We start from the raw sequence: 21,399 nt of genomic DNA on the forward strand, positions 1-21,399 counted from the left end.
GATTCCGCATGTTTGGACCAACATCCGCACCAAGAACGAAAATCACGTTGGCACTGGGATTGTCGGCGGTTATGGCAGCAGGGGCAGCTGGTTGCAGTCAAAAGGAAGAGGGGACAACGGGGCAAGCCGAAAGAAAAGCCACAATTACCGTTTCCAACTATGACAGAGGCAATATTCCCGCAGCGGAGGGAACGGTTGAGGACAACCGTTGGACCAAGTGGATCAATGAGCATTCTCCCGTTACGGCTATGTATGTGCCGGTGGCCCGGGCGGAGGCAGTCAAGAAGCTGAATGTGTTGTTCGCATCGGGCAGTGCGCCGGATATTGTCAATGATTATGATACGGGGTTCCGTAATTCCCTATACCAGCAGAAGCAATTGATGCCCCTGGACGATTACTTGAAATATGCGCCTGAATACCAGAAGCTGCTGGAAAAGTACCCCCAGCTTCGCAAAATAGGCACCAAGCCGGACGGCAAGCTTTACGAAATCGGCAAAATTAATGAGCCTCATCTTCAGAGTGTAGCCTTTATCCGGATGGATTGGCTGAAAAAGCTGAAGCTGGAGGTTCCGAAGACCACCGACGAATTGTTTGTCGTTCTGAAAGCATTCGTTGAGCAGGACCCTGACGGCAACGGGAAGAAGGATACTTATGGCACCAATATGAGCTACACCTCGGACGGCATGGTGGATTCCATGTTCGGCTCGTACGGCTGGAAAATCTCCAATGATGACAAAATTATCAGGACTTGGGATAATATGCTTGAGTCTCTTAAATTCAAGAAAAGGTTATTTGAGGAAGGGCTTATCGATAAGGATTACCTGGCGGACAAGAATGGAGCCAAAGCCAAGCAGGATTATCTGAACGGAAAAATAGGCGTTTATCTTCCTCCTGTTGTCAGCAACTGGTTTGAGAGTACGGTAACGGACCTCAAAACGCTCCGCAAGGTTGTTCCGGAGGCGGAGATTGCGCCGATGGCGCAGCCCAAGTCTCCCATGGGGCAATTCGTTCATCATGTGGTCAATCCGGTTCAAATGACCACGGTGATCAATGCCGCGGCCAAAAACCCCAAGGCCGCTATGGAATATATTAACTTCATCATCAAGCCGGAGACCAGTCTGATTCTGAAAAAAGGAATTGAGGGGGAGCATTGGAAAAAAGGTGCGGACGGTTTTCCCAAGGTCATTGATGCTGCGAAGAATGCCAAAGAACTGGATTGGGCCATGGACTACTCCATGTTCTACTCGACCCCCGAGAATCCGCTTCTGATTTCCACCACTGCGTTCGACGTGAGTGATCCTGACCAGAAGGCCGGTCTGGACATGCTGAAGAAAGCCGACGAGTTTCTGCTTAATCCAGAGGCCCAGTATCCCGCGCTGAGTCACTATGAGCATATGCCTACTCTGTCGAGCGAGTTGGTAGTGATCAATACCAATGTCGACAAGGAAATGAAGGACATCTATACCAAAGGCATTATCGGCGGGGCCCAATATACCCCTGAGCAGGCCGTTGCAGATGCCAAAGCTGCCTGGGAGAGAGGCGGCGGCAAACAGATTGAGGAATTCATGAATACCTGGTATAAAGAAAATAAGGACAGAGCCTTCCTGGGTAAGGATATCCTGGAGTTGGTCCGCTCCCAACACAAGTAAGGGCCGAAGGGCCTGGAATAGGATAAATACGGACTTGGTTCGGCAAAGGCCGGGCCAAGTTTGCTTTAGGAACATTTTATATGAGAAGGAGTATATAAATCATGACAAATGAAATGCTGCTTCAAAAAATCGGATTGGTAGTGGACAAGCTTATGAATCTGGGCGGCAGCGACTATGAAAAGGATAAAACTGTGGTCCAGGCCGATACAAGAAAAGGGATTGTCCAACGGGATTTCGGAATTGAAGAATGGGACTGGCCCCAGGGCGTCGGTCTTTATAGTCTGTACAAGCTGCAGAAGTATTACAGCGATACTCGCTATATGGAGTTTCTTCAGAACTGGTATTCTCGTAATTTGGAGGTCGGTCTGCCGTCAAAAAATATTAATACGACCGCTCCTTATCTGGCCCTGGTTCTGCTCCTGGATCAGCTTGAGCCTTCCAACCAGTTGGAACAGTTATGCCGGAATCACGCGGACTGGCTCGTTCATGAGCTGCCCAAAACCAAAGAAGGCGGCTTCCAGCATACAGTCACTGCTATTGGCAACCGGGATGGAATCCACTTGCACAATGGGCAGTTATGGATTGATACGCTTTTTATGGCGGTTCTGTTTCTGAACCAAGCCGGGCGCAAGTTCAACCGACCGGAGTGGGAGCAAGAAGCAGTACACCAGATTCTGCTTCATATCAAGTACTTGTTCGACAAACATATCGGACTGTTCTTCCACGGCTGGAGTTTCGAGCGCAATGATAATTTCGGCAGCATCTTCTGGTGCCGCGGCAATTCCTGGTTCACCTACGGCCTCGTCGATTACCTAGAAACTTGCCAGGATACGATTAACCCGGGCGTCCGTCAATTTCTGGTTGATACGTATAAGGCTCAGGTCGATGCTCTGGTTCCGCTCCAGGCCGCTTCCGGTCTCTGGCACACAGTCCTGCAAGACCGGGCCAGCTATGAAGAGGTATCCGGATCGGCCGCAATTGCCGCGGGTATCCTCAAAGGCATAAAAGCCGGTATACTGGATACCTCCTATCAGGCTGTTGCAGACAAGGCCATCCGGGCGGTTTGTCAAAATATCAGCGGGGACGGAACCGTGCTGAATGTGTCGGCCGGAACCGGTATGGGCATGGATAAAGACCATTATAAAAACATTACCATTATGCCGATGGCATACGGACAGTCCCTTGCTCTTATTGCTCTGTATGAAGCTTTAAAATAATACAGGTAAAATGAAAACCTTGTTTGCTTGGAAGGAAGCGTTTTAAAATACAGTAAGAAATTCAAGGGGGGAGCCGACTGCATCTGACGAGCTGGCCGGGGTATATAGCCGGAAAAATAAAGGGCAGCTTCAAGATCAAACTGATCGTGCTGCTCTCGTGTATGGTAACACTTGCCTTTGCCTTGGCAGGCTGGATGGTTTACCGGTCAAATATCCAGTTAATGGAGGATGAAATCAGCAAGCAGTTCTCCATCGCCAACGAACAGGCTTTGGCCAGACTGGAGATGTCCTTCCAGGAAATTAACCGGGTATCCCAATCCATTATCCTGAATCCGTACATCGAACTGTTCCTCAGGGAGAACAGCGTTCCCGTAAGCGATTCCTACACCCAATTCAAGAACCGCAAGTATGTGGAAGAGCAGTTGAATATGCTGCTGGTGGATGCACCGTCCATCCGTTCCGTTTTCCTGTACAATGAGAACGGGGAAATGACGGTTCTCTCCAAAACCGGTGCGTCAGGAGAGCCCGGAACGGATGACTTGACCAGGATGATGGAAAAGCTTAAGCCCCATCGGGGGAATATGGTCTGGGGCCGGGCCAAAGCTGCCAGCACCATTGATCCGGACGGTCGCAGAACGGTTCTGGTTGCTGCCAGACGGATGCTCAATGAGAAGCTGATCCCGTACGGCACCATGGTGATGGTGATGGAGGAAAGCCTGGTATCCAAGGTGCTGCGGGATCTTACGGAGAATGGGAGCGGCAAGGTGCTTCTGCTGGAGCCTATGGGCGGTATGCTCTACTCCAATACCGACCAGAGCGAAATGGAGCAACTCTTGCAATTGACAGAGGCAAATTATCCCCGTTATGTCAAAATGAATGGCATCACCTATCTGTTTGTCCGCCATGAGCTGATTCCGGCAGGCTTTACCCTATACGGAGGAGCTTCCTTGCAGGAGATACAGAGGAAAAATAAAGACATCATCCAGGTATTGGCATTCGCCGGAATCGGCGTGATCCTGCTCAGCGCACTACTTATTACGATTTCCACCCGGACGCTCCTGACTCCTCTGGCCCATCTGATGCAGGGACTGCGTACGGTGCGTTCCGGCGATTTCACGGTCCGTGTCAGAGTGGATTCCGGTGATGAGCTGGGCTACATCGGAGACAGCTTCAACAGCATGGCGGAGCAAGTGAGCGAGCTGATCAACAAGGTATATTTGGCCCAGATCAGCCAAAGGGAATCGGAGCTGAAGGCCATCCAGGCACAGCTGAACCCCCATTATCTACACAACCTGTTCAATGAGCTGTATTGGAAGCTGTACAGCAACGACCAGGAGGAGGTGGCACTTCTGATCAACGCCATCTCGGAGATGTTGAAGTATTCCCTTAAATCTGTCCAGACGGATACGACTCTTGGCGAAGAGCTGCATCAGATCCGCAATTACATCAAGATCCAGACAGAGCTATTCACCGGCGAGATTGAAACCATTATTCAAGCTGAGGAGTCCCTGCTGAATCTACGGATGATGCGATCCCTCTTGCTGCCGGTGGTGGAAAATGTTTTTGTACACGCTTTCCGTGATATGGAGAAAGACCGGGTGCTGCGGATTAAAGCGTTCGTGTTAAATGAGGCGCTGCATATCGAGGTGGCTGACAACGGATGTGGCATGGATAAAGAAACCCTGAGAACCTTGACAGAGGCGGAGGCTGTACTGCCGGACGGCAATAAGACGGGAATCGGCTACAAAAGTGTGCTGCGGCGCATTCAACTGGTATACGGGCCCGCATATGGAGTAGAAATTACTAGCAGTAAAGGGAAAGGAACGGTTGTTCACATGACGCTTCCTATTAAATTCGGGACACTGGGGAGTCATGAGGAGGGGAACGGATGAGGAGCAAGCTGTTTATTGCAGAAGATCAGCCCAACTTCCGCAGGGGGCTGCTGAAGCTGGCGGGGAAGCGGTCCGCCGAGTGGGAGGTGACGGGGGAAGCGGCCAATGGCCGGGACGCCTTGTTAATGATGGAGAAATGTGTCCCGGATCTCTTGCTGACCGATATCCGGATGCCCCATATTGATGGTCTGCAGCTAGCAGAAGAAATCAGAAGCCGCGGCTGGCTGACGAAGATTGTGATTGTAACCGGATTCAAGGATTTTTCGTATGCCCAGTCCGCCGTCAAGTTCGGGGTCCTGGACTTTATCACGAAGCCTTGTGTAGAAACGGATATATTAAGCGTACTCGACCGGATTTATGTGCAGCTGATTGAAGAAAGCCAGTCCCAGCTCTTGGTGGAGGGCTGGAAGCGCCAGCATGAAGACAGCGAGCTGCGTTCGGCTATTATGGGCATGCCCTGCAGCGGCGAAGAGGTGGAGGCTTTGCTGAAGCGGATGAAGCAATGCGAGCTGCATTTTTTCCGTTTTCCTACCTATTTCCCCCCGGAGAAGCATTATTCCGCCCAGGATGTGCCGCTTTTGCAGTTTGCTTTCGCCAATATTTCCGAGGAACACTTGAATAAATGGTTTCCCGGCGGCTTTCGCCTGTTTCCCTTGAACGCATCGGTTTGGGCTTTATTGGTGGACCGGAGTGCTTCCCGGCCGGATACATCCCCCTCATGGCTGCAGATACTCACCGATTCGGTCCATCATTATCTGGGGCTGGCTCTTAAATGCAGCGGACAAGGGCTATGCGCCAGCACGGAGGAATTGCGCCAGGGCTACAGACGGTATTGCCGGGAAGGGGACAGGGACCACGGTTCTGCCAATGAATCACTGCTCAACCAGACGGCGCTTTACGAGAAGGAGAAGGAAATTATAACCTGGCTTATGTCGGAGGATAACAGCCGCCTGAGCCGGGAGCTGCAGGAGCGAGCCATCCGGATCAGCCATTTGCCTCCGCAAACCGGCAAGATCGAGGCGCTGCTGCTGGCTGCTGCCATTCTCCGGCTGGTGCAGGTCCGGTTTCCCGAATGGCAAATGCCCGTGCGCCCCATAGAGTGGGATTCTGTCTACAGATGTGTGACGCCGGAGGATATTGCGGTATGGCTGCAGGGATACATCCATGAATTCCTGCAGTCCCACAATAACTGGCTTGCCAGCAAGAATGATAACCCGGTCAAGCAGGCCATCCGGTTTATTGAAGAATCATACATGGGGGTATGCGGCTTGGCCGAGGTGGCGTCCCATGTCCATCTCAACCCCAGCTACTTCAGCAATCTGTTTAAAAAGGAAACCGGGGAAAGTGTAACCGGCTATATCCAGAACCTGCGCGTACAGAAAGCGAAGCTTCTGCTGAAAAGCACAGATATGAAAATATTCGAAATTTCCGAGGCCACCGGCTTCAACGACTCCAATTATTTCACGCATATGTTCAACAAAATAGCGGGAGTCTCCCCCAAAGAATACCGCAAACAGATGGCCGGCCAGTGACTCTTCCAGGAAAAGTGTTCATTTACACCATTTCCAAACCGGTTTAATATGAATTTCTGAAGGAACTTCATCCACTGGCAGACAAGCATCGCAGCCGAATCATGGGGAGTGAATTGTGGGAATCCGTTTTGTCAAAACGGCGGCTGCCGTGTATCTATCTATCCTGGCCGCCAAGCTGCTTTTTCTTAAAGTAGGTGTTTAATGCGTACTAGCAGCTTTGACGCTTCTGAAGGACCAAGAATTGATAGAATTATATTACCTTGTTTTGAAACTTGATATTGACAAGGAGTTTCATATAATGTGTCACATGATATTGGCGCGTCCCGTTTTTGTTATCGGGAGTGGCCTTTTTTTATTGCGTTTGAACGGTTGTTAAGGGGGAAATATGGGGAGCTATTTTCATCAATACTGTCCAGAGGGGACAGTTAGTAAGTACAGACTCATCGTATTTGATGATGAGAAGAAACCATTCATACCTCTCACCGAATATTATCATCATCAAATTACTAGAATTGGTGAGAGTTCTGTTATTGCGTTAAGAACTCTCCATGTCTGGAGAGTTCATTTTATAAGTAATAAATGTTAAAATTGCAGCCTGTTAGATTAAACTTTCCTCAGTAGAGTCCTTAATCAATAAATATTCGATGGTTAGCATACCCTTAATCCGCCGATTGAACCACCGAATGCCGCGATGCCATGCTGGACAATACAAACACGGCAATGATGGCGATGAGTACGCCGAGTACCCCGAACCAGGTAATGGATGCCAAAGAAACACGGTTAACGATCAGCCCGCCGATTCCTGCGCCGACAGCCATGGCAAGCTGCATCATGGAACTGTTCAAGCTCAGCATGACGCCCGAGGATTCAGGAACAAGCGAAACCAGGTTAAATTGCTGCGCGGGAGCTGATGTCCATGCGGCAAAAGACCAAAGAATCAGAACGGCGAATACGGAAATGACCGACTGTCCAACTAAGGATAGCAAAATCAACGAAATGACGTGAAGCACCATCCCTGAAACGAGCGTGAATATGATGCCCCGTTTATCTGCGCTGTAGCCGCCGACTTTCGAGCCAATCAAACTGGCAACGCCGAACACAAACAGAGCTGCGCTAATCAATGATTCATTTAAATGAGTCACCTTTAGCAGAAAAGGGGATAAGTAAGTATAGGCAAGGGAATATCCTCCCAACCAGAAAAAAGTAATCGCTAAAGCAACCAAAACCTGAGGTTTTTTTAACAAAGCAAATTGTTTGATCAAAGGGACAGGCTTGTCGCCCTGCATACGTGGTAAAACCGCAGCAATGACAAGCATGGCCAAGCCCCCGACAATTGCGATGGACAGAAATACCGCTTTCCAGCCAAAAGCCGAGGCTACCATTCTGCCGAGCGGGACGCCGATGATGAGCGATGCGGTAATGCCCATGGTGACGTTGGCGATGGCGCTTGCCTGCTTACCTGGCGGAGCGATTTTGGCGGCGATGCTGAGCGCGTTAACTGTGACCACCCCGGCACCTAACGCCGTAATGATTCTCGCGGCAATGAAGAAACCGAAGCCGGACAATATAAATGTCAGCAGATTTGCGGCAATAAAGAGGCCCAGCGAATAGAGTAGGAGCTTACGCCGGTCCATTTTGGCCGTCAGCGCCATCAAAATAGGCGTGCCGACCGCATAGGCCAGGGAATAAACCGTAATGAGCTGGCCTGCTGTCGCAACGCTTGTTCCCAACGTCTCTGCGATTCGGTCTAATATCCCGGAAATGATGTAATTGGATGTTCCAACTAAAAAGCTGATCAAGACTAGAACGTAAATTTTCCATGTGCTCTTCATAATTCACTCTCCTGATATGTTTTAAATAACTATATTTTTGTCGATAACGAGAAACCGCCACGGCTGCATGTTAGCAGCTGATGGAGCCAGCGCGGGGCTTGCCGCAATATTTCGGTCAATTCCTCCCGCAAAATCTTAATCTCGGGATCATAGCTACGAACGGATCGGCGTTCTCGAATAATATCAAAAAAAGTTGGTGCTCCCTCGTTTGCGACGATTGTGAAACCGACATGGTTCTCTCCTCCTTTTGGAAAAACGTCATTCAGCATTTTGTTTCAATACAACATAAGTTGTTTGAACAACATTTGTTGCATTTGTATGTTATAATAACAACCGAATGGTACGCAATCATCAATAACCATAAACCGTTGTTTAGACAACACCATTTCTATAATGTCGTTTTACTGGGGAGATCTTAACCATGACAATTAAAAAGAATGAAGCTGATCCTCGTGTGATGCGTACACGGCGACTCCTTCAAGACGCTTTTGCTTCATTAATTCAAGAAAAAGATTTTGAATCGATAACCGTTAGGGATATTGCAGAGCGGGCTACTGTTAACAGAGCGACTTTTTATGCGCACTTTGTAGATAAATACGAAATCCTTGAGGCCAGACTAATGGAATCATTTATGACAATCATAAATCGTAGAATAAGCGGTCACGAAGTCTTAAATGAAGAAACAATTCAGAATATTTTTCTGGGGTTATGCGAATTTCACAAGGGTCTAAGCACTATGTGCAAAAGAAGAAATACATCGCTTGTACCTGTATTCGAAATTCAAATAAAGGAAAAAATTCAAACGATACTTCTTTCCTTTATAGACAAAGACAAGATGCTATCGACTCCAAACGCGCAATTCTTAATATATACAGCTTCTATCATGTTAAGTTGGGGGATGTATGGGGCGGCTTACGTTTGGAACAAAGAGGGGCGTTTAATAAGTGCGGAATCATTCGTTAAACAGTCTTTGCCCTTAGTGATGAACGGAGCCAAAGAACTGCTGGGATAGGTCCTGTCGCTATTGCTCTGCGTCACTTTCTATTAACCTGGCTAAAAAAAGCAGGGCATCGATGACGCACTTATTCAACCTTATTCCGGACATGAAAGCAGAAAATCTTTGGAAGTATACTCAAAGCTGGCAATTACCGATGCTCAAAATGAGTATAACGAGGTTATTAATAAATTCCCAATTTAATCCATACATTTACGGGTCGTGTCAGCTACGCTGGTACTACCCCGTAAACCCGGAAGCACCGTTCAAAAAGAGTCGTTGGGGTATCCCACGACTTTTTTTATTGAGTTAAATTGGTGTTCATCAGCACGACTTTTGGCGCGGTTGCCGGCCCGAATCTCGTAAATTTTACAGGTGGAATAGCGACTTCACTGGGTACTCCTGCTTTATCCGGACCGTTCATGTTGGCGGCTTCTGTATATCTAGTGGCAGGATTCGTATTGCTCATCTTCCTGCGGCCAGATCCATTACTCGTGGCCAAAGCAATTGCAGACGCACATAGTCAGAGTAGCAAAATGCAATCTCATACTCCGGAAGCAAGTGTAAATAGACGGGGGATCATCGTCGGCGCGTCGGTGATGGTGTTAACCTAGATTGTGATGATTGGCATTATGACCATGACACCGGTTCACATGAAACATCATGGTCATGGACTTGGTCAGGTTGGTATGGTGATCGGGATTCATGTTGCTGCTATGTATCTGCCTTCTCTATTGATCGGTATTCTCGTCGATAAATACGGCCGGAAACCGATGTCCTATGCGTCCGGCGTGACCTTGCTCTTGGCGGGATTACTCGCAGCATTCGCACCGGGTGACTCCATGGTACTACTGGTTCTTGTACTCGTGCTGCTTGGTCTAGGGTGGAATTTCGGCCTTATCAGCGGGACAGCAGCAATTGTCGATGCCACGACGCCAGCAACTCGCGCCAAAACACAAGGAACGGTGGACGTACTGATCGCGCTAGCCGGGGCATCCGGAGGTGCATTGTCCGGAATGGTAGTGGCACATTCCAGCTATTCGACACTCTCATTGGCCGGAGGATTCCTAGCCTTGCTTCTTATACCGGCTGTTCTTTGGTCTAGGAGAAAGGCATGATGGCTTATTGGGAATTTGAAATGGTTGGCCAAAAACACAGAATTGCAATAGAATGCAAAAATTACACTAATGATATTCAGATAGGAAGAATCAGAGACTTCTTTGGGGTTGTTTATGATATTGGGAATATTAAAGGGATTTTTGTTACAAAAAAAGGTTACCAAAGCGGTGCTAAAAGTTATGCTGATTACTATGGGATCTCATTACAAGAAATGAGAGAGCCTACAGAAGAAGACTGGAAAGGACGTGTTAGAAAGATCGGTTTTGATATTATTGCTTATTCAAATCACATTAAGAGAACCAATGTTCTAATTAACAAGGAGTGGTCCGAGAATAATGGATCAGTTGAAGAAATAGATAAAACTCAGATTTACGGGCAAACGGATAAAGTTGTTTTAATAAATGAAATGGGAGACGAAATAACAACGGTAACTGATCACCTCAGAAGCTGAGTTTTTTGCTAAGGCTATTTTAAAAGATGTAAAGTCTGGAGACATCAAATTCTTCGATGAAGAAGGAGGTGTTAAGTAACAAAAATTGTAGTAAGCCCGCAAAGATAAATCAAAAAGTTGGATTCCGTTTGCTTACTAAGTTTGGAAGTAAAGGTGTAGTGAATCTCGGCAAGATGATCCCGTTAGCCGGTGTGATCGAAAAATCAGCGCGCCTCAATTTAGGCCAGCTGGTTTTTTTATGCTTTTTTCTGAATGAAAAGTAGAATGAAAAGGCTGTGATAAAAATATCGGCAAAAATAAAACGTATGATTGTGACACAATCCATGCGAATCCAGTAATAACAAGGGCTTATCCCGCTTTATAGACATATGTATAAAATACGGGTTTTGTGAAGAAGTATATAGAGAAAAGCGCGCAGTACGCTGATTCAACGTTTATTTCGTCCAATTTAGGATTTTAGTTAATAATATTAGAACAGCCACAAGCTACTTTCTTTTTCCTTTCACAAGGAGTTTTTATCGTAATGATGTGTAACAATCCGTACAAGTTCTTGTCCTCACAGCTTTGCCGCTGATCATTATTCTGATCAGCGGCTCTTTAAGAGAATTTTTATGTCACTTGTCAAACCTATCCACGTTCAGTCAATATCCGTTTTCACACTAATGCTCTTGTTTTGTTCAAGCTCTTCATGTAATTCGTTTAAAAGTGCTCATGCGCATCCTTAACAGATTGGTTGATGGAATCCGGGTTAGTCAGATCCACCTGAAGCGGTAAAAACAGCTCAGCCGAAACGGGATGGTGATTTTCCCACGAACATCCCCTCTCTCCATCTCATCCGTGACGCTCATGCCCTTGTTCCGATATGTAGAATTCAGAAACCCTCGTTATGTACCGTCGTGCAGGGTGAAAAAGTGATTATGCTTGGAAATGAGAGCTATAAATACGGTGTTTCGGATTATTTAGCTGTTTCTTTGGATGTGCCGATTACCGGACAGGCAATTAAACCTTCTCCAGAGTCACCCTTTTTATCTATCCGTCTTGATCTTAACGCAGGTGAAATCTTTCAAGTCATGAAGGAAAATCAACTTATGCCGAATAAGACGAATAGTTCCCCCAAAGGGCTGTTGTTGGGACATTGAGCCTCCCTCTTCTCGACGCCATGGTCAGGCTATTAAGACTACTAGAAACACCAAAGGACATAGCGGCAGTATCGCCGTTAACGATAAAAGAAATCATTTACAGGCTATTAAGTGAAAAAGAAGGAGATGTCTTTAAGCAAATTGCTACCTCCGGGAGCCATTATGCGATGATCGCAGAAGTAGTGGAACGGATTAAAAAGGACTTTAATAAACCACTGCGTATAGACGAGCTTGCCCATCACGCCAATATGAGTGCTTCATCGTTATACCGCTACTTTAAGCAAGTCACCGCTATGACTCCCGTACAGTATCAGAAGCAGATACGATTGCAAGAAGGACGCCGCCTTTTAATAACGGAGTCTACGAATGTGGCAGATACTGCTTTCCGTGTCGGCTATGAAAGTCCGTCACAATTCAGCCGGGAATATACTCGATTGTTCGGATTTTCTCCAACAAATGATATCTTAAAGCATTAACTTATTAAAATAATGGAGCCTATCTCCTTTACTTCCCATCTTTGGTGTATGTATTGGATGTTTACCCCTTTTTTTGCCAAAAAATATCCCCTCCAAGTGATCTCTCCAGCCTTCATGATAGCATGAGGGCTTTTTTGAGTGTCTACTTAAAGGGGATACTACGAAGCATTATCTGTTTTTTTATATCTAATGGATCATATTTAAGTACGGATCAATCTGCAGGCATTTTATCTATTCTTTGCGCCAACTTAGTAATTAACTCCATGTCCTGTTCTGTTAATTGATCAAGAAAATGTTTGCGAACTGCATTAGCGTATATGGGACGAGAAGCATCCACGGCTGATTTTCCAGCGGAAGTAATGATAACTTGAACACCATTCCCTGTGTCTAATGGTTTCCTCAGTACAAGCCCGCGCTGTTCCATCCGCGTTAGATGATGAGACAATCGACTCTTCGTCCACTCCATCGATTCGACTAATTCCTGTTGGCGAAGCTCACCATTCCCTAGATCAACTAACCTCATTAATATTCCAAAATCGCCCTCTTCTGATAGTCCTGTCTCGGACATTTCTTTTACTACACGGCCGAAAATATTCTTATACGTGCATTTCCACACATACCATAATTGCATTTCCTCTTCATTTAACCAGTTCTTATCCATATTCACATTTCCTTTTCATTTAGTTTCGTTGTTACATAGGAAAGAAAATAGGGGATTTTTGCCTAAGTATGGAATCCTTCTCGGTGGATGATGATGATTCAGAGAAAATTAACGCAAGGCTAGTGGGAAATTATATTACATTCTTGTTGATGTGTCAACTTCAATGCGTTATAGTAAGTAAACTTACCAATAGGTTGACGCGTCAACTTCGATATGTTACAGTGAATTCGTCAAAGGTTGACGCGTCAACCTACTTGACATTTCAGATATACAACAAAGGTTGCACATGGATGCAAGAAAGGACGGTTTTATCATGCATAATAAACGTGTCGCCTTGGTTACCGGGGCAAATCAAGGAATCGGTCTTCAGGTCGCAAAGGATCTTGTCGCAAACGGCCTCACTGTGCTGGTCGGATCGCGCAACTTCGAGCGGGGCGAGGCTGCAGCTAAGGAGATTGGGCCTGGCGCCATAGCGCTCCAGCTGGACGTGACAGATCAGGCTTCAATCACCGCTGCAGCAGAGCGCATACGCAAGGAGCTTGGACGCCTCGACGTACTCGTCCAAAACGCAGCTATCTCAAATACAAGACAGGGCTCCATGTCCGTCCAGGAGTACGCTAACTTGACCCTTGCGAGTAACGTATCCCTGGATGAAGTGCGGGCAGTGTGGGAAACCAACGTGTTCGGTGTCCTTGCCGTTTACCAGGCAGTGCTGCCACTCCTGCGCGAGGCACCGCAAGCAAGTATCGTCAACGTATCAAGTGGCGTTGGCTCCCTGACGAGTAACTCGGATCCGGCCTATGCCTACCGCTCGTTCTTCCGCCCCGGCTACCCGGCTTCCAAGACGGCTCTCAACGCTATGACGCTCGCCATGGCGATCGAGCTGGAGTCGACGGGAATCAAGGTCAATGCGGTCTCCCCGGGCTTCACCAAGACGGCTCTTAACCTTGAGGGCACGCAGACTGTCGAGGATGGCGCTTCCGAGATCGTGCGCGTTGCGCTGCTCGGTCCGGATGGCCCGACAGGTACGTTCACGAGCGCAACATTTGGAACGATTCCTTGGTAATCGGTAAAGCTATGCCTTTCTCACGAGCGTGAGCAGATGGTGTGCTGTAGACGTTTGAGCACCAGGGTGAAGGTGATGACACGCCAACGAGTTGATATGTCAACCTATTGGCGTGTCAGATATATGACAAAGGTTGCACATGGATGCAAGAAAGGACGGTATTATCATGCATAATAAACGTGTCGCCTTGGTTACCGGGGCAAATCAAGGAATTGGTCTTCAGGTCGCAAAGGATCTTGTCGCAAACGGCCTCACTGTGCTGGTCGGATCGCGTAATTTCGAGCGGGGCGAGGCTGCAGCTAAAGAGATTGGGCCTGGCGCCATCGCGCTCCAGTTGGACGTGACAGATCAGGCTTCAATCACCGCTGCAGCAGAGCGCATCCGCAAGGAGCTTGGACGCCTGGACGTACTCGTCCAAAACGCAGCTATCTCAAATACAAGACAGGGTTCTATGTCTGTCCAAGAGTACGCTAAATTAAACCTTGCGAGTAACGTGTCCCTAGATGAAGTGCGGGCAGTGTGGGAAACGAACGTGTTCGGCGTCCTTGCCGTATACCAAGCGATGCTGCCACTCCTGCGCGAGGCACCGCAAGCAAGCATCGTCAACGTATCAGGTGGCGTTGGCTCGCTGACGAATAACTCGGACCCGGCCTATGCCTACCGCTCTTTCTTCCGCCCCACCTATCCGGCATCCAAGACGGCTCTCAACGCTATGACGCTCGCCATGGCGATCGAGCTGGAGTCGACGGGAATCAAGGTCAACGCAGTTTCCCCGGGCTTCACCAAGACGGCTCTCAACCTAGAGGGCACGCAGACTGTCGAGGAGGGTGCCTCCGAGATCGTGCGCGTTGCGCTGCTCGGCCCAGACGGCCCGACAGGTACGTTCATGAGCGCAACATTTGGAACGATTCCTTGGTAGTTGGTAAAGCCTAAGCCATGAATCCTTCTGGAATGTAGTCGCTGTCCGTGCTATATATCAGCTTTTCGACGAGGCAACAGCTCCAGCAAGTATTGAACTCCACTCCTTCTTTAATAATGTGTCACGATATATAAAAATAATGCAAAATGATGAAAGCAGCAAGTGGCCATGGAAAGGATAGATTGAAAACAAGCTCCTGACAGGAAAACGAATTCCTGCAGGAGCTTGTTTATTACAGCCCTGATTATGCAGTTCCGCTCCCCCACCCTGTTCCGAGGTGCTATTTCGCCGAGAACAGCTGCTTATCTCGTCAAGATAGCATCGACATCCTTCTTCAAGGCATCTAGACTTTTCTGAATGTCCAGCTTGTCCATCCAGATGTCGCTAAGACGGGTAACGAGCTGGTTTTCGACCTCGTGATAAACACCGGTTCTTGCACGCATTTTACTGAACTTAAGCTCGTCTATGGCAATCTGGTAGTCAGGCAGCGCGGCGATCGTCTTTTTCATCAGATCTGTGTCCAATGAAGTAAGTCTTGTCGGCAAATAGCCTGTGTTAACGGAAGCGTAAGCTGCTTGCTCGGTATCTGTGATCCATTTCATAAACTCGAACGCTGCAGCTTTTTCAACATCACTGCCAGTATTCGCCATGTAAATATTAGATCCTCCGACAGACACGGCACGTGTGCCCTTCTCTCCGGCCGGAATCATAGCTAAGCCGAGGTCGACCTTGCTCTTGGCTGCGAGGCCCAAAAAGATTTTGTAGCCGCCAATGCTTGAGAAGGTAAGGAGCGTGTCAGGGCTTGAAACAGCGCCAATGAACTCATTTTGCTGTGTTGCGCTCAGCACCTTGAGCAGCCCTTTGGCAATCAGATCATTGAGGTAGGTGATCAGATCGACAGCACCTTTGCTGTTGATGTTGGTCGCAGTTTCATCGTCATTCAGCACCGTGGTATTGGAGTAGGAGTACAGAAGCGCCTCCATCACCCACATATCGTTATTGTATAAGTACATCGGCGTTTTTCCGGTAGCCTCATAGGCTGCTTTCAAATAGCCTTCCAGCTCGGCAAATGTCGTCGGCCCTTTCTCGCTCAAGCCTGCTTTTTTTGCCAATGTCTTATTGATATACATGACAGGCAGGCTGCGCATATGAGGGAAGGCGTACATATCGTCACCGACATAGAGGTTGCCTAGATCGCCGATTTTAAAGTCATTCTTGCTGAATTCGCTCGCTTGGATGAAAGGCTCCAGATCCACAATTGTGTTGTTGTCCGCAAAGCCCTTGGTCATTGCCACCTCGTCGATGAAGACGTTAGGGAGCGTTTTGGCAATAGCGGCGGCATTGATCTTCTTCTGCAATTCCCAATAGTCGCCCTGATATTCGGCATTGACATGAATGTTCAGCTCAGCACCCTTCGTCTTATTGAACTGATCGACCAGGTCTTTATTGACCTGCTCCATAGCAGACGTCCAGAAATGGAGCTCAACAACCTTATCTCCTTTTGTATACTTCACAGCTTGCTGGTTAGAACCGGATTGACCACAGCCGGCCAACAGCACAGTCGTGGCCATGATAGCTGTTGTGATCGGGATAAACTTCTTTTTCATGGCATGCAATGTGGTTGTCATAATTTCCCTCCAGTTATTCTCATTTTACGCCTGAGTAAGTGAATGCCCGAATGATGTGCTTTCTAGCAAGGCTAAACATAATCAAAATCGGCAGAATCAGCATCATGTTGCCGGCCATTACGATATGGGGGTTTAACCCTTCCGCATCCTGTAGCTTTTTTACGCCAAGCGGGAGCGTCCGTACTGCATCGGTCGTAGTCCACGCAAGCGGGAAGAAGTAACTGTTCCATGTCCCGATGAAGGTAAGCAGCGCAAGTGTTGACAAGGTAGGAATGGCCAGCGGCAGCATGATTGTACGGATAATTTTGAATTCGCTGGCGTTGTCCAGACGGGCGGCCTCCAGAATGGAGTCCGGTACTTGCATAAACGTCTGTCTCAGCATAAAAATAGCCAGTCCGCTTGCGATGAATGGAACGATCAGGGAAATATACGTATTAAGCAGCCCCGTCTCGGCAAACATGACGAAGATCGGAAGAAATATGAGCTGCCCCGGAATCATCATCGTAAAGAGAACCAGGCTGAACAATACGTTCTTCCCACGGAATTGGTACCGTGCAAATGCAAATGCTGCAGGAACGACAACGAGAAGCTGTCCAATCATCGTGCCAAAGGTAATGATGATGGAGTTTTTCGTATAATGCATAAAGTTGATTCTTGTAAAAGCGTGCTTGAAATTGATCCACTGCAGCTTATCTACCCAAAATTTCGGAGGCATCGCAATGACTTCATCCAAGGTTTTGAAGGCGCTCAGCAGCATCCAGTAAAATGGCGCCAGAAATATAAGGATGAGCCCTGCAGACAACAACAACCGGATAATGATTTTAGGGGTCTTGAGTCAGAGATTCATAGGTGTTTCTCCCCCTTTAACGATAATGAACACGCTTGTTAAGCACTTTAAAGTAGACTAGTGTGATCAGACCTACCATAGCCATCAACACAACGGCAATCGCCGATGCATACCCGACGCGGTAATATTCGGAGCTTTGCTTATAAATGCTGTAGATAAGCGTATTCGTTGCATTGGACGGTCCACCGTTTGTCATGACGCTGATCGTTTCAAAGGCCTGGAAGGAGCTGATGATATTCATAAGAACCAGAAAGAACAACGTAGGAGAAATCATCTTCAGCGTAATTTGAAAAAATACTGAGCTTTTTGAAGCACGATCCAGTGCCGCTGCCTCATAGAGATAAGGCGGGATGGAACCGAGTGCGGACAAAATAATCAGCACGTTGAAGCCAACGGACTTCCAGACCGATACCAGAACAATCGAGAGTAAGGCCATACGCTTATCGGTTAGCCAGCCCACGGGATCTACCCCGAAGAGCGACAGGATGTAGTTAAATAATCCTTTGTCCGAATTCATCAGCCACATCCAGATGAGCGATACAGAAACGAGCGAAATAATGTTCGGTGTAAAGCTGATCGTCTGGATAAACCGGTTCACCACGGTGTTTTTTCGTAAAAATAATGCGAGCAGCAGAGCGAGCACCATGACCAGACTGACATCCATGACCGTGTACCAGATCGTGTTCATTAACGTTTGACCAAAATCACGGCTTGTAAACAGCTCGGTATAGTTCTTCAATCCGACAAACTTCATCGGCCCCCGCATATTCCAGGAGAAGAAGCTCAGATAGATGTTGTAGCCGATCGGATATATATAAAAGGTGACCAAAATAAGAACGGCCGGTGCAACCATCATGTAAGGCAACATCCGCCTCAAGGTTCCTTTGCTGCTCATGGTCTTACACTCATTAATGCGGAGTTTGACGAAGTAACGTCCGCTTGATGAATTCGCTGCTCATTGGCATCGAAGAAGGTTAGATGGGCAGGCTCGACATACAGAGTGGCCTGGTTCAACTCGCGCACCACGCTATCAAAGCATTTAATGACAATGCTCCGGCTCTGATCAAGCTGAGCCTTGTAAATAGTTTCAGCGCCTAAAACCTCGCGTGTAGTCAGCATACCTTCAAAAGTAAGGACAGAGCTGCTTGCGCTAGGCTCAACGGCATCCAGGCTGAATTTCACCTTCTCCGGCCTGAAGCCGACGTATTTCGCTTCCTTGGGAGCGAGCTGCCTGAGTGCGCTTTGGCAGTGCTGCAGCTCCAGAATATTCATGGCAGGAGTACCTATAAATTTGCTGGAAAAAATATTTTCAGGCTGCCGGTACATGTGATGGGGCGTATCCTCCTGCATGATTTTTCCGCCGTTCATCAGTACAATTTTGGTCCCCATACTCATCGCCTCGACCTGATCATGCGTAACGTATACGATGGTCGCTCCAAGCTTTTTATGAAGCTCAATGAGCTCTTCGCGCATTTGCTGTCTCAGCTTGGCATCCAGATTGGATAATGGCTCATCCATCAGGAAGATGGCGGGCTTTTTGACCATTGCTCTGGCGAGCGCCAGCCGCTGCCGTTCCCCGCCTGAGAGAAATTCAGGCTTCTTGTGCAAATGCTTGGTTAGTCCAACCGTTTCGGCAATGTCTGTGATCAATCGCTTCCGCTCGTCCTTGGGTACCTTATTATTTTTGAGACCGTACTCGATGTTCTGCTCCACCGTCATCGTCGGATACAAGGCGTAATTCTGGAATACCATGGCCAGATTTCGCCTGCCGGGCTCCACCTTGCTCATATCTTGACCCCCGATGAAAATCGAGCCACCTGTGTTCTCCTCCAGTCCCGCGATCATGCGGAGCGTGGTAGATTTGCCACAGCCGGACGGTCCTACAAGCACCGTGAAGCTGCCGCTCTCAATGGTCAGATTGAGGTTCTCGATGATGTATTTATCCCCGTACTTTTTTTCTACATTCTGCAGTACTATGCTGCTCATATCCGCGACCTCCGTCTAGCCTTAATCATCTCACGCAATGCTGCACTATAGGTCACTGGTTAAGACTGCCTAGATTCTCTGATCCGGTAGCCTACATCTGGGTAGTCCGTTATTATGGCATCTACACCAGCCTCGATCATGCGCTCGATATCGGCCTCTTGGTTAACGGTCCAGGCATTGACTTGGATGCCGGCTTGATGCGCCTGCTCCACAATGCTCTTGTCCACGACAGAGAACAGCGGATGAAGGGCATCGGCTTTAGCCGATTTTGCATAGGCCTCGCCTTTATACAGCTTGGAGAAGTGCAGCAGCGCTGTTTTAATTTCCGGATAAGATTCCTTCAGCTCAGCCATTGAATTGTGGTTGAAGGAAGAGAAGATGACCTGGTCTACCAGCTCGTATTCCTCGACCAGCCGCGCGGCTGCGAGGTTCAGGCCGTCATATTTGCCCGTATTGGTCATAATGTCCTTAATCTCGATGTTAAGGTACAAGTTATGTGTCTTCACAAGCTCCAGTACTTGCTTGAGCGTTGGAATTTCGGCCACAGGGAACATATGTTCGAATCCGGCATTGTAGTTAAACTGCTTCAGTTCAGCAAGGGTGAAATCCGGAACGTTTCCTGAGCCGTTGGAGGTTCGGTCAATCGTATCATCATGAATAACTACGATCTCCCCGTCCTTCGTAATATGAATATCGATTTCGAATCCATCGGCTTGCTGCTGGATGGCAAGTCTGAAAGCTTCCATTGTATTCTCCGGGGCATAACCGCTTGCGCCTCGATGTCCAAGTATTTTAGCCTTTTCCATCCTTGTTATCCTTTCTGGCTCTGGTTGTCCGCCATTTTTGTATATAAGCTCTGCATAAAAGAGTAGGATCTGTTTTCGCCGTATTTGGCTCTGAACTGCTGTTCATCCAGTGCATGGCGCGCCTCTACATCCATGCTTCTAAGCTCGAAGCACATGTCCGGACAATCCGTAATGATGACATCCACCCCTGCATGGATCATGGAGTTAATGGATGCAGCCTCGTTGACTGTCCATGCGTGAACATGTATGCCTGCGCTGTGCGCTTGCTTTACCATTTCAGGCGTCACACTAACGTAGAAAGCATGAAGGGCTGCGGCACCCATGGTTTTTGCATAGGCTTCGCCGTTATACAAGCCTTCCAGGTACAGAATGCCTGTTCGTATCCCCGGGAATGACTGCTTTAGTTGTGCCATGGAATGATGGTTGAAGGAGGAAAAGCTGACTTGCTCGGAGAGGCCGTACTCCTCCACCAGCTTGGCAGCCTCCAGGCTAGTCGCTGCTAGGTCGATGTCCGAGAAAATGACATTTTCCTCAATGTTCAGCTCTAGTTGATGTGTCTTGACGAATTCAAGCACTTGTCGGAGCGTTGGAATTTCGGCTTGAGAATACTTGTCTTCAAAGCCGGCATTGAAGTTGAACCCCTTAAGCTCGGCGAGTGTAAAATTGGAGACCTTCCCTTTACCGTTGGAGGTTCTGTCAATGGTATCATCATGGATGACGACAATTTCTCCATCTTTTGTTCGATGAATCGTAATATCCAGCCCGTCGGCATGCTGCTCTACCGCAAGCTTAAAAGCCTCCATCGTATTTTCAGGAGCATATGCGCTTGCCCCACGATGTGCCCAAATTGTTAACTGCTCCATACTCAGCTTCCTTTTCAGTAGATTCGATTAAATAATGTTAATTTTCAGAAAATTCTGGATATTAATGGTCGAAAACGGTAGTTTATAGGCATTCTCCTTCGTCTGCTCTAGGTGTGCGCTGATGCCCTTAAAACATTAGAGGCAAATTATTTTCTGAATATCAATTGTACGTAAATATTTTGTGAAAACCGAAGTGTATGATTGATCGGTACAAAAAACTCAACACAGGGTCCTTTTTTGTTGGAATTCCAACAAATTTATCGTTTCTGTTTGTTGAAAGCTCGAAGATGTCATTCTAAAATATAGGGGATGATACGAGGCA

At 47.8% G+C, this 21,399-nt stretch carries 17 protein-coding genes and 3 pseudogenes; 11 read left to right on the forward strand and 9 right to left on the reverse strand.

Translation table 11 applies throughout. The features are described 5' to 3' along the window. Positions 1-8 precede the first annotated feature (8 nt). The 4 genes from WMW72_RS13175 to WMW72_RS13190 all read left to right on the forward strand — a co-directional run bounded on the left by WMW72_RS13175 (position 9) and on the right by WMW72_RS13190 (position 6,290). On the forward strand, positions 9-1,649 hold the full coding sequence (locus WMW72_RS13175; RefSeq protein ID WP_341415941.1) for an extracellular solute-binding protein: 1,641 nt from the start codon (positions 9-11) through the stop codon (positions 1,647-1,649). Between the two features lie 101 nt (positions 1,650-1,750). Then, a complete protein-coding gene (locus WMW72_RS13180; protein ID WP_341415942.1) occupies positions 1,751-2,866 on the forward strand; it encodes a glycoside hydrolase family 88/105 protein in 1,116 nt (371 codons plus the stop codon). A 161-nt stretch (positions 2,867-3,027) separates the two neighbouring features. After that, a complete protein-coding gene (locus WMW72_RS13185) occupies positions 3,028-4,758 on the forward strand; it encodes a cache domain-containing sensor histidine kinase (RefSeq protein WP_341415943.1) in 1,731 nt (576 codons plus the stop codon). Continuing rightward, complete coding sequence (locus WMW72_RS13190) at positions 4,755-6,290, forward strand: response regulator transcription factor (RefSeq protein ID WP_341415944.1); 1,536 nt, start codon at positions 4,755-4,757, stop codon at positions 6,288-6,290. The genes WMW72_RS13185 and WMW72_RS13190 overlap by 4 nt, the downstream gene beginning before the upstream one ends. A gap of 659 nt (positions 6,291-6,949) precedes the next feature. Here WMW72_RS13190 and WMW72_RS13195 read toward each other — a convergent pair. Further along, positions 6,950-8,122: an MFS transporter gene (locus WMW72_RS13195; protein WP_341415945.1), complete on the reverse strand. Its 1,173-nt coding sequence runs from the start codon at positions 8,120-8,122 to the stop codon at positions 6,950-6,952. A 39-nt stretch (positions 8,123-8,161) separates the two neighbouring features. Next, positions 8,162-8,354: pseudogene (locus WMW72_RS13200) on the reverse strand (nitroreductase family protein); the annotation flags it as partial. A 189-nt stretch (positions 8,355-8,543) separates the two neighbouring features. Here WMW72_RS13200 and WMW72_RS13205 point away from each other — a divergent pair. From WMW72_RS13205 to WMW72_RS13225, 5 genes and pseudogenes are all read left to right on the forward strand, one after another. After that, positions 8,544-9,134 carry a TetR/AcrR family transcriptional regulator gene (locus WMW72_RS13205; RefSeq protein WP_341415946.1) on the forward strand — a complete coding sequence of 197 codons (591 nt, stop codon included), beginning with the start codon at positions 8,544-8,546 and terminating at the stop codon, positions 9,132-9,134. A 305-nt stretch (positions 9,135-9,439) separates the two neighbouring features. Continuing rightward, positions 9,440-10,234 (forward strand): annotated as a pseudogene (locus WMW72_RS13210) (MFS transporter); the annotation flags it as partial. After that, positions 10,231-10,686 carry a restriction endonuclease gene (locus tag WMW72_RS13215; RefSeq protein WP_341415947.1) on the forward strand — a complete coding sequence of 152 codons (456 nt, stop codon included), beginning with the start codon at positions 10,231-10,233 and terminating at the stop codon, positions 10,684-10,686. The pseudogene WMW72_RS13210 and the gene WMW72_RS13215, both read left to right, overlap by 4 nt. Before the next feature lie 869 nt (positions 10,687-11,555). Then, positions 11,556-11,893 (forward strand): annotated as a pseudogene (locus WMW72_RS13220) (AraC family transcriptional regulator); the annotation flags it as partial. Between the two features lie 180 nt (positions 11,894-12,073). Further along, positions 12,074-12,301 carry a helix-turn-helix transcriptional regulator gene (locus WMW72_RS13225; protein WP_341416027.1) on the forward strand — a complete coding sequence of 76 codons (228 nt, stop codon included), beginning with the start codon at positions 12,074-12,076 and terminating at the stop codon, positions 12,299-12,301. A gap of 211 nt (positions 12,302-12,512) precedes the next feature. Here WMW72_RS13225 and WMW72_RS13230 read toward each other — a convergent pair whose 3' ends face one another. Next, positions 12,513-12,962 carry a MarR family winged helix-turn-helix transcriptional regulator gene (locus tag WMW72_RS13230; protein WP_341415948.1) on the reverse strand — a complete coding sequence of 150 codons (450 nt, stop codon included), beginning with the start codon at positions 12,960-12,962 and terminating at the stop codon, positions 12,513-12,515. A 313-nt stretch (positions 12,963-13,275) separates the two neighbouring features. Between WMW72_RS13230 and WMW72_RS13235 the strand changes: the two genes are divergently transcribed. After that, entirely contained in the window at positions 13,276-14,028 is a 753-nt protein-coding gene (locus WMW72_RS13235) for an SDR family NAD(P)-dependent oxidoreductase (RefSeq protein WP_341415949.1), read from the forward strand. A 166-nt stretch (positions 14,029-14,194) separates the two neighbouring features. Continuing rightward, the gene (locus WMW72_RS13240) at positions 14,195-14,947 is read left to right on the forward strand and encodes an SDR family NAD(P)-dependent oxidoreductase (protein WP_341415950.1); all 753 of its coding nucleotides are present in this window, start codon (positions 14,195-14,197) and stop codon (positions 14,945-14,947) included. A 302-nt stretch (positions 14,948-15,249) separates the two neighbouring features. On the opposite strand, the gene WMW72_RS13245 is transcribed toward WMW72_RS13240, so the two are convergent. The 6 genes from WMW72_RS13245 to WMW72_RS13270 all read right to left on the reverse strand — a co-directional run bounded on the left by WMW72_RS13245 (position 15,250) and on the right by WMW72_RS13270 (position 21,077). After that, complete coding sequence (locus WMW72_RS13245) at positions 15,250-16,575, reverse strand: extracellular solute-binding protein (RefSeq protein WP_341415951.1); 1,326 nt, start codon at positions 16,573-16,575, stop codon at positions 15,250-15,252. 19 nt (positions 16,576-16,594) lie between these two features. Next, positions 16,595-17,332: a carbohydrate ABC transporter permease gene (locus WMW72_RS13250; protein ID WP_341415952.1), complete on the reverse strand. Its 738-nt coding sequence runs from the start codon at positions 17,330-17,332 to the stop codon at positions 16,595-16,597. Between the two features lie 106 nt (positions 17,333-17,438). Continuing rightward, positions 17,439-18,278, reverse strand: coding sequence for a carbohydrate ABC transporter permease (locus WMW72_RS13255; protein ID WP_341415953.1), 840 nt, complete (start codon positions 18,276-18,278; stop codon positions 17,439-17,441). A gap of 35 nt (positions 18,279-18,313) precedes the next feature. Next, entirely contained in the window at positions 18,314-19,408 is a 1,095-nt protein-coding gene (locus WMW72_RS13260; protein WP_341415954.1) for an ABC transporter ATP-binding protein, read from the reverse strand. A 59-nt stretch (positions 19,409-19,467) separates the two neighbouring features. Continuing rightward, positions 19,468-20,214 (reverse strand): glycerophosphodiester phosphodiesterase, encoded by a 747-nt coding sequence (locus tag WMW72_RS13265; protein ID WP_341415955.1) that lies wholly within the window; start codon positions 20,212-20,214, stop codon positions 19,468-19,470. Between the two features lie 5 nt (positions 20,215-20,219). After that, positions 20,220-21,077 (reverse strand): glycerophosphodiester phosphodiesterase, encoded by an 858-nt coding sequence (locus WMW72_RS13270; RefSeq protein WP_341415956.1) that lies wholly within the window; start codon positions 21,075-21,077, stop codon positions 20,220-20,222. Between the last annotated feature and the right edge of the window lie 322 nt (positions 21,078-21,399).

Source organism: Paenibacillus filicis (assembly GCF_038070315.1).
Taxonomy (GTDB): Bacteria; Bacillota; Bacilli; order Paenibacillales; family NBRC-103111; genus Paenibacillus_G; species Paenibacillus_G filicis.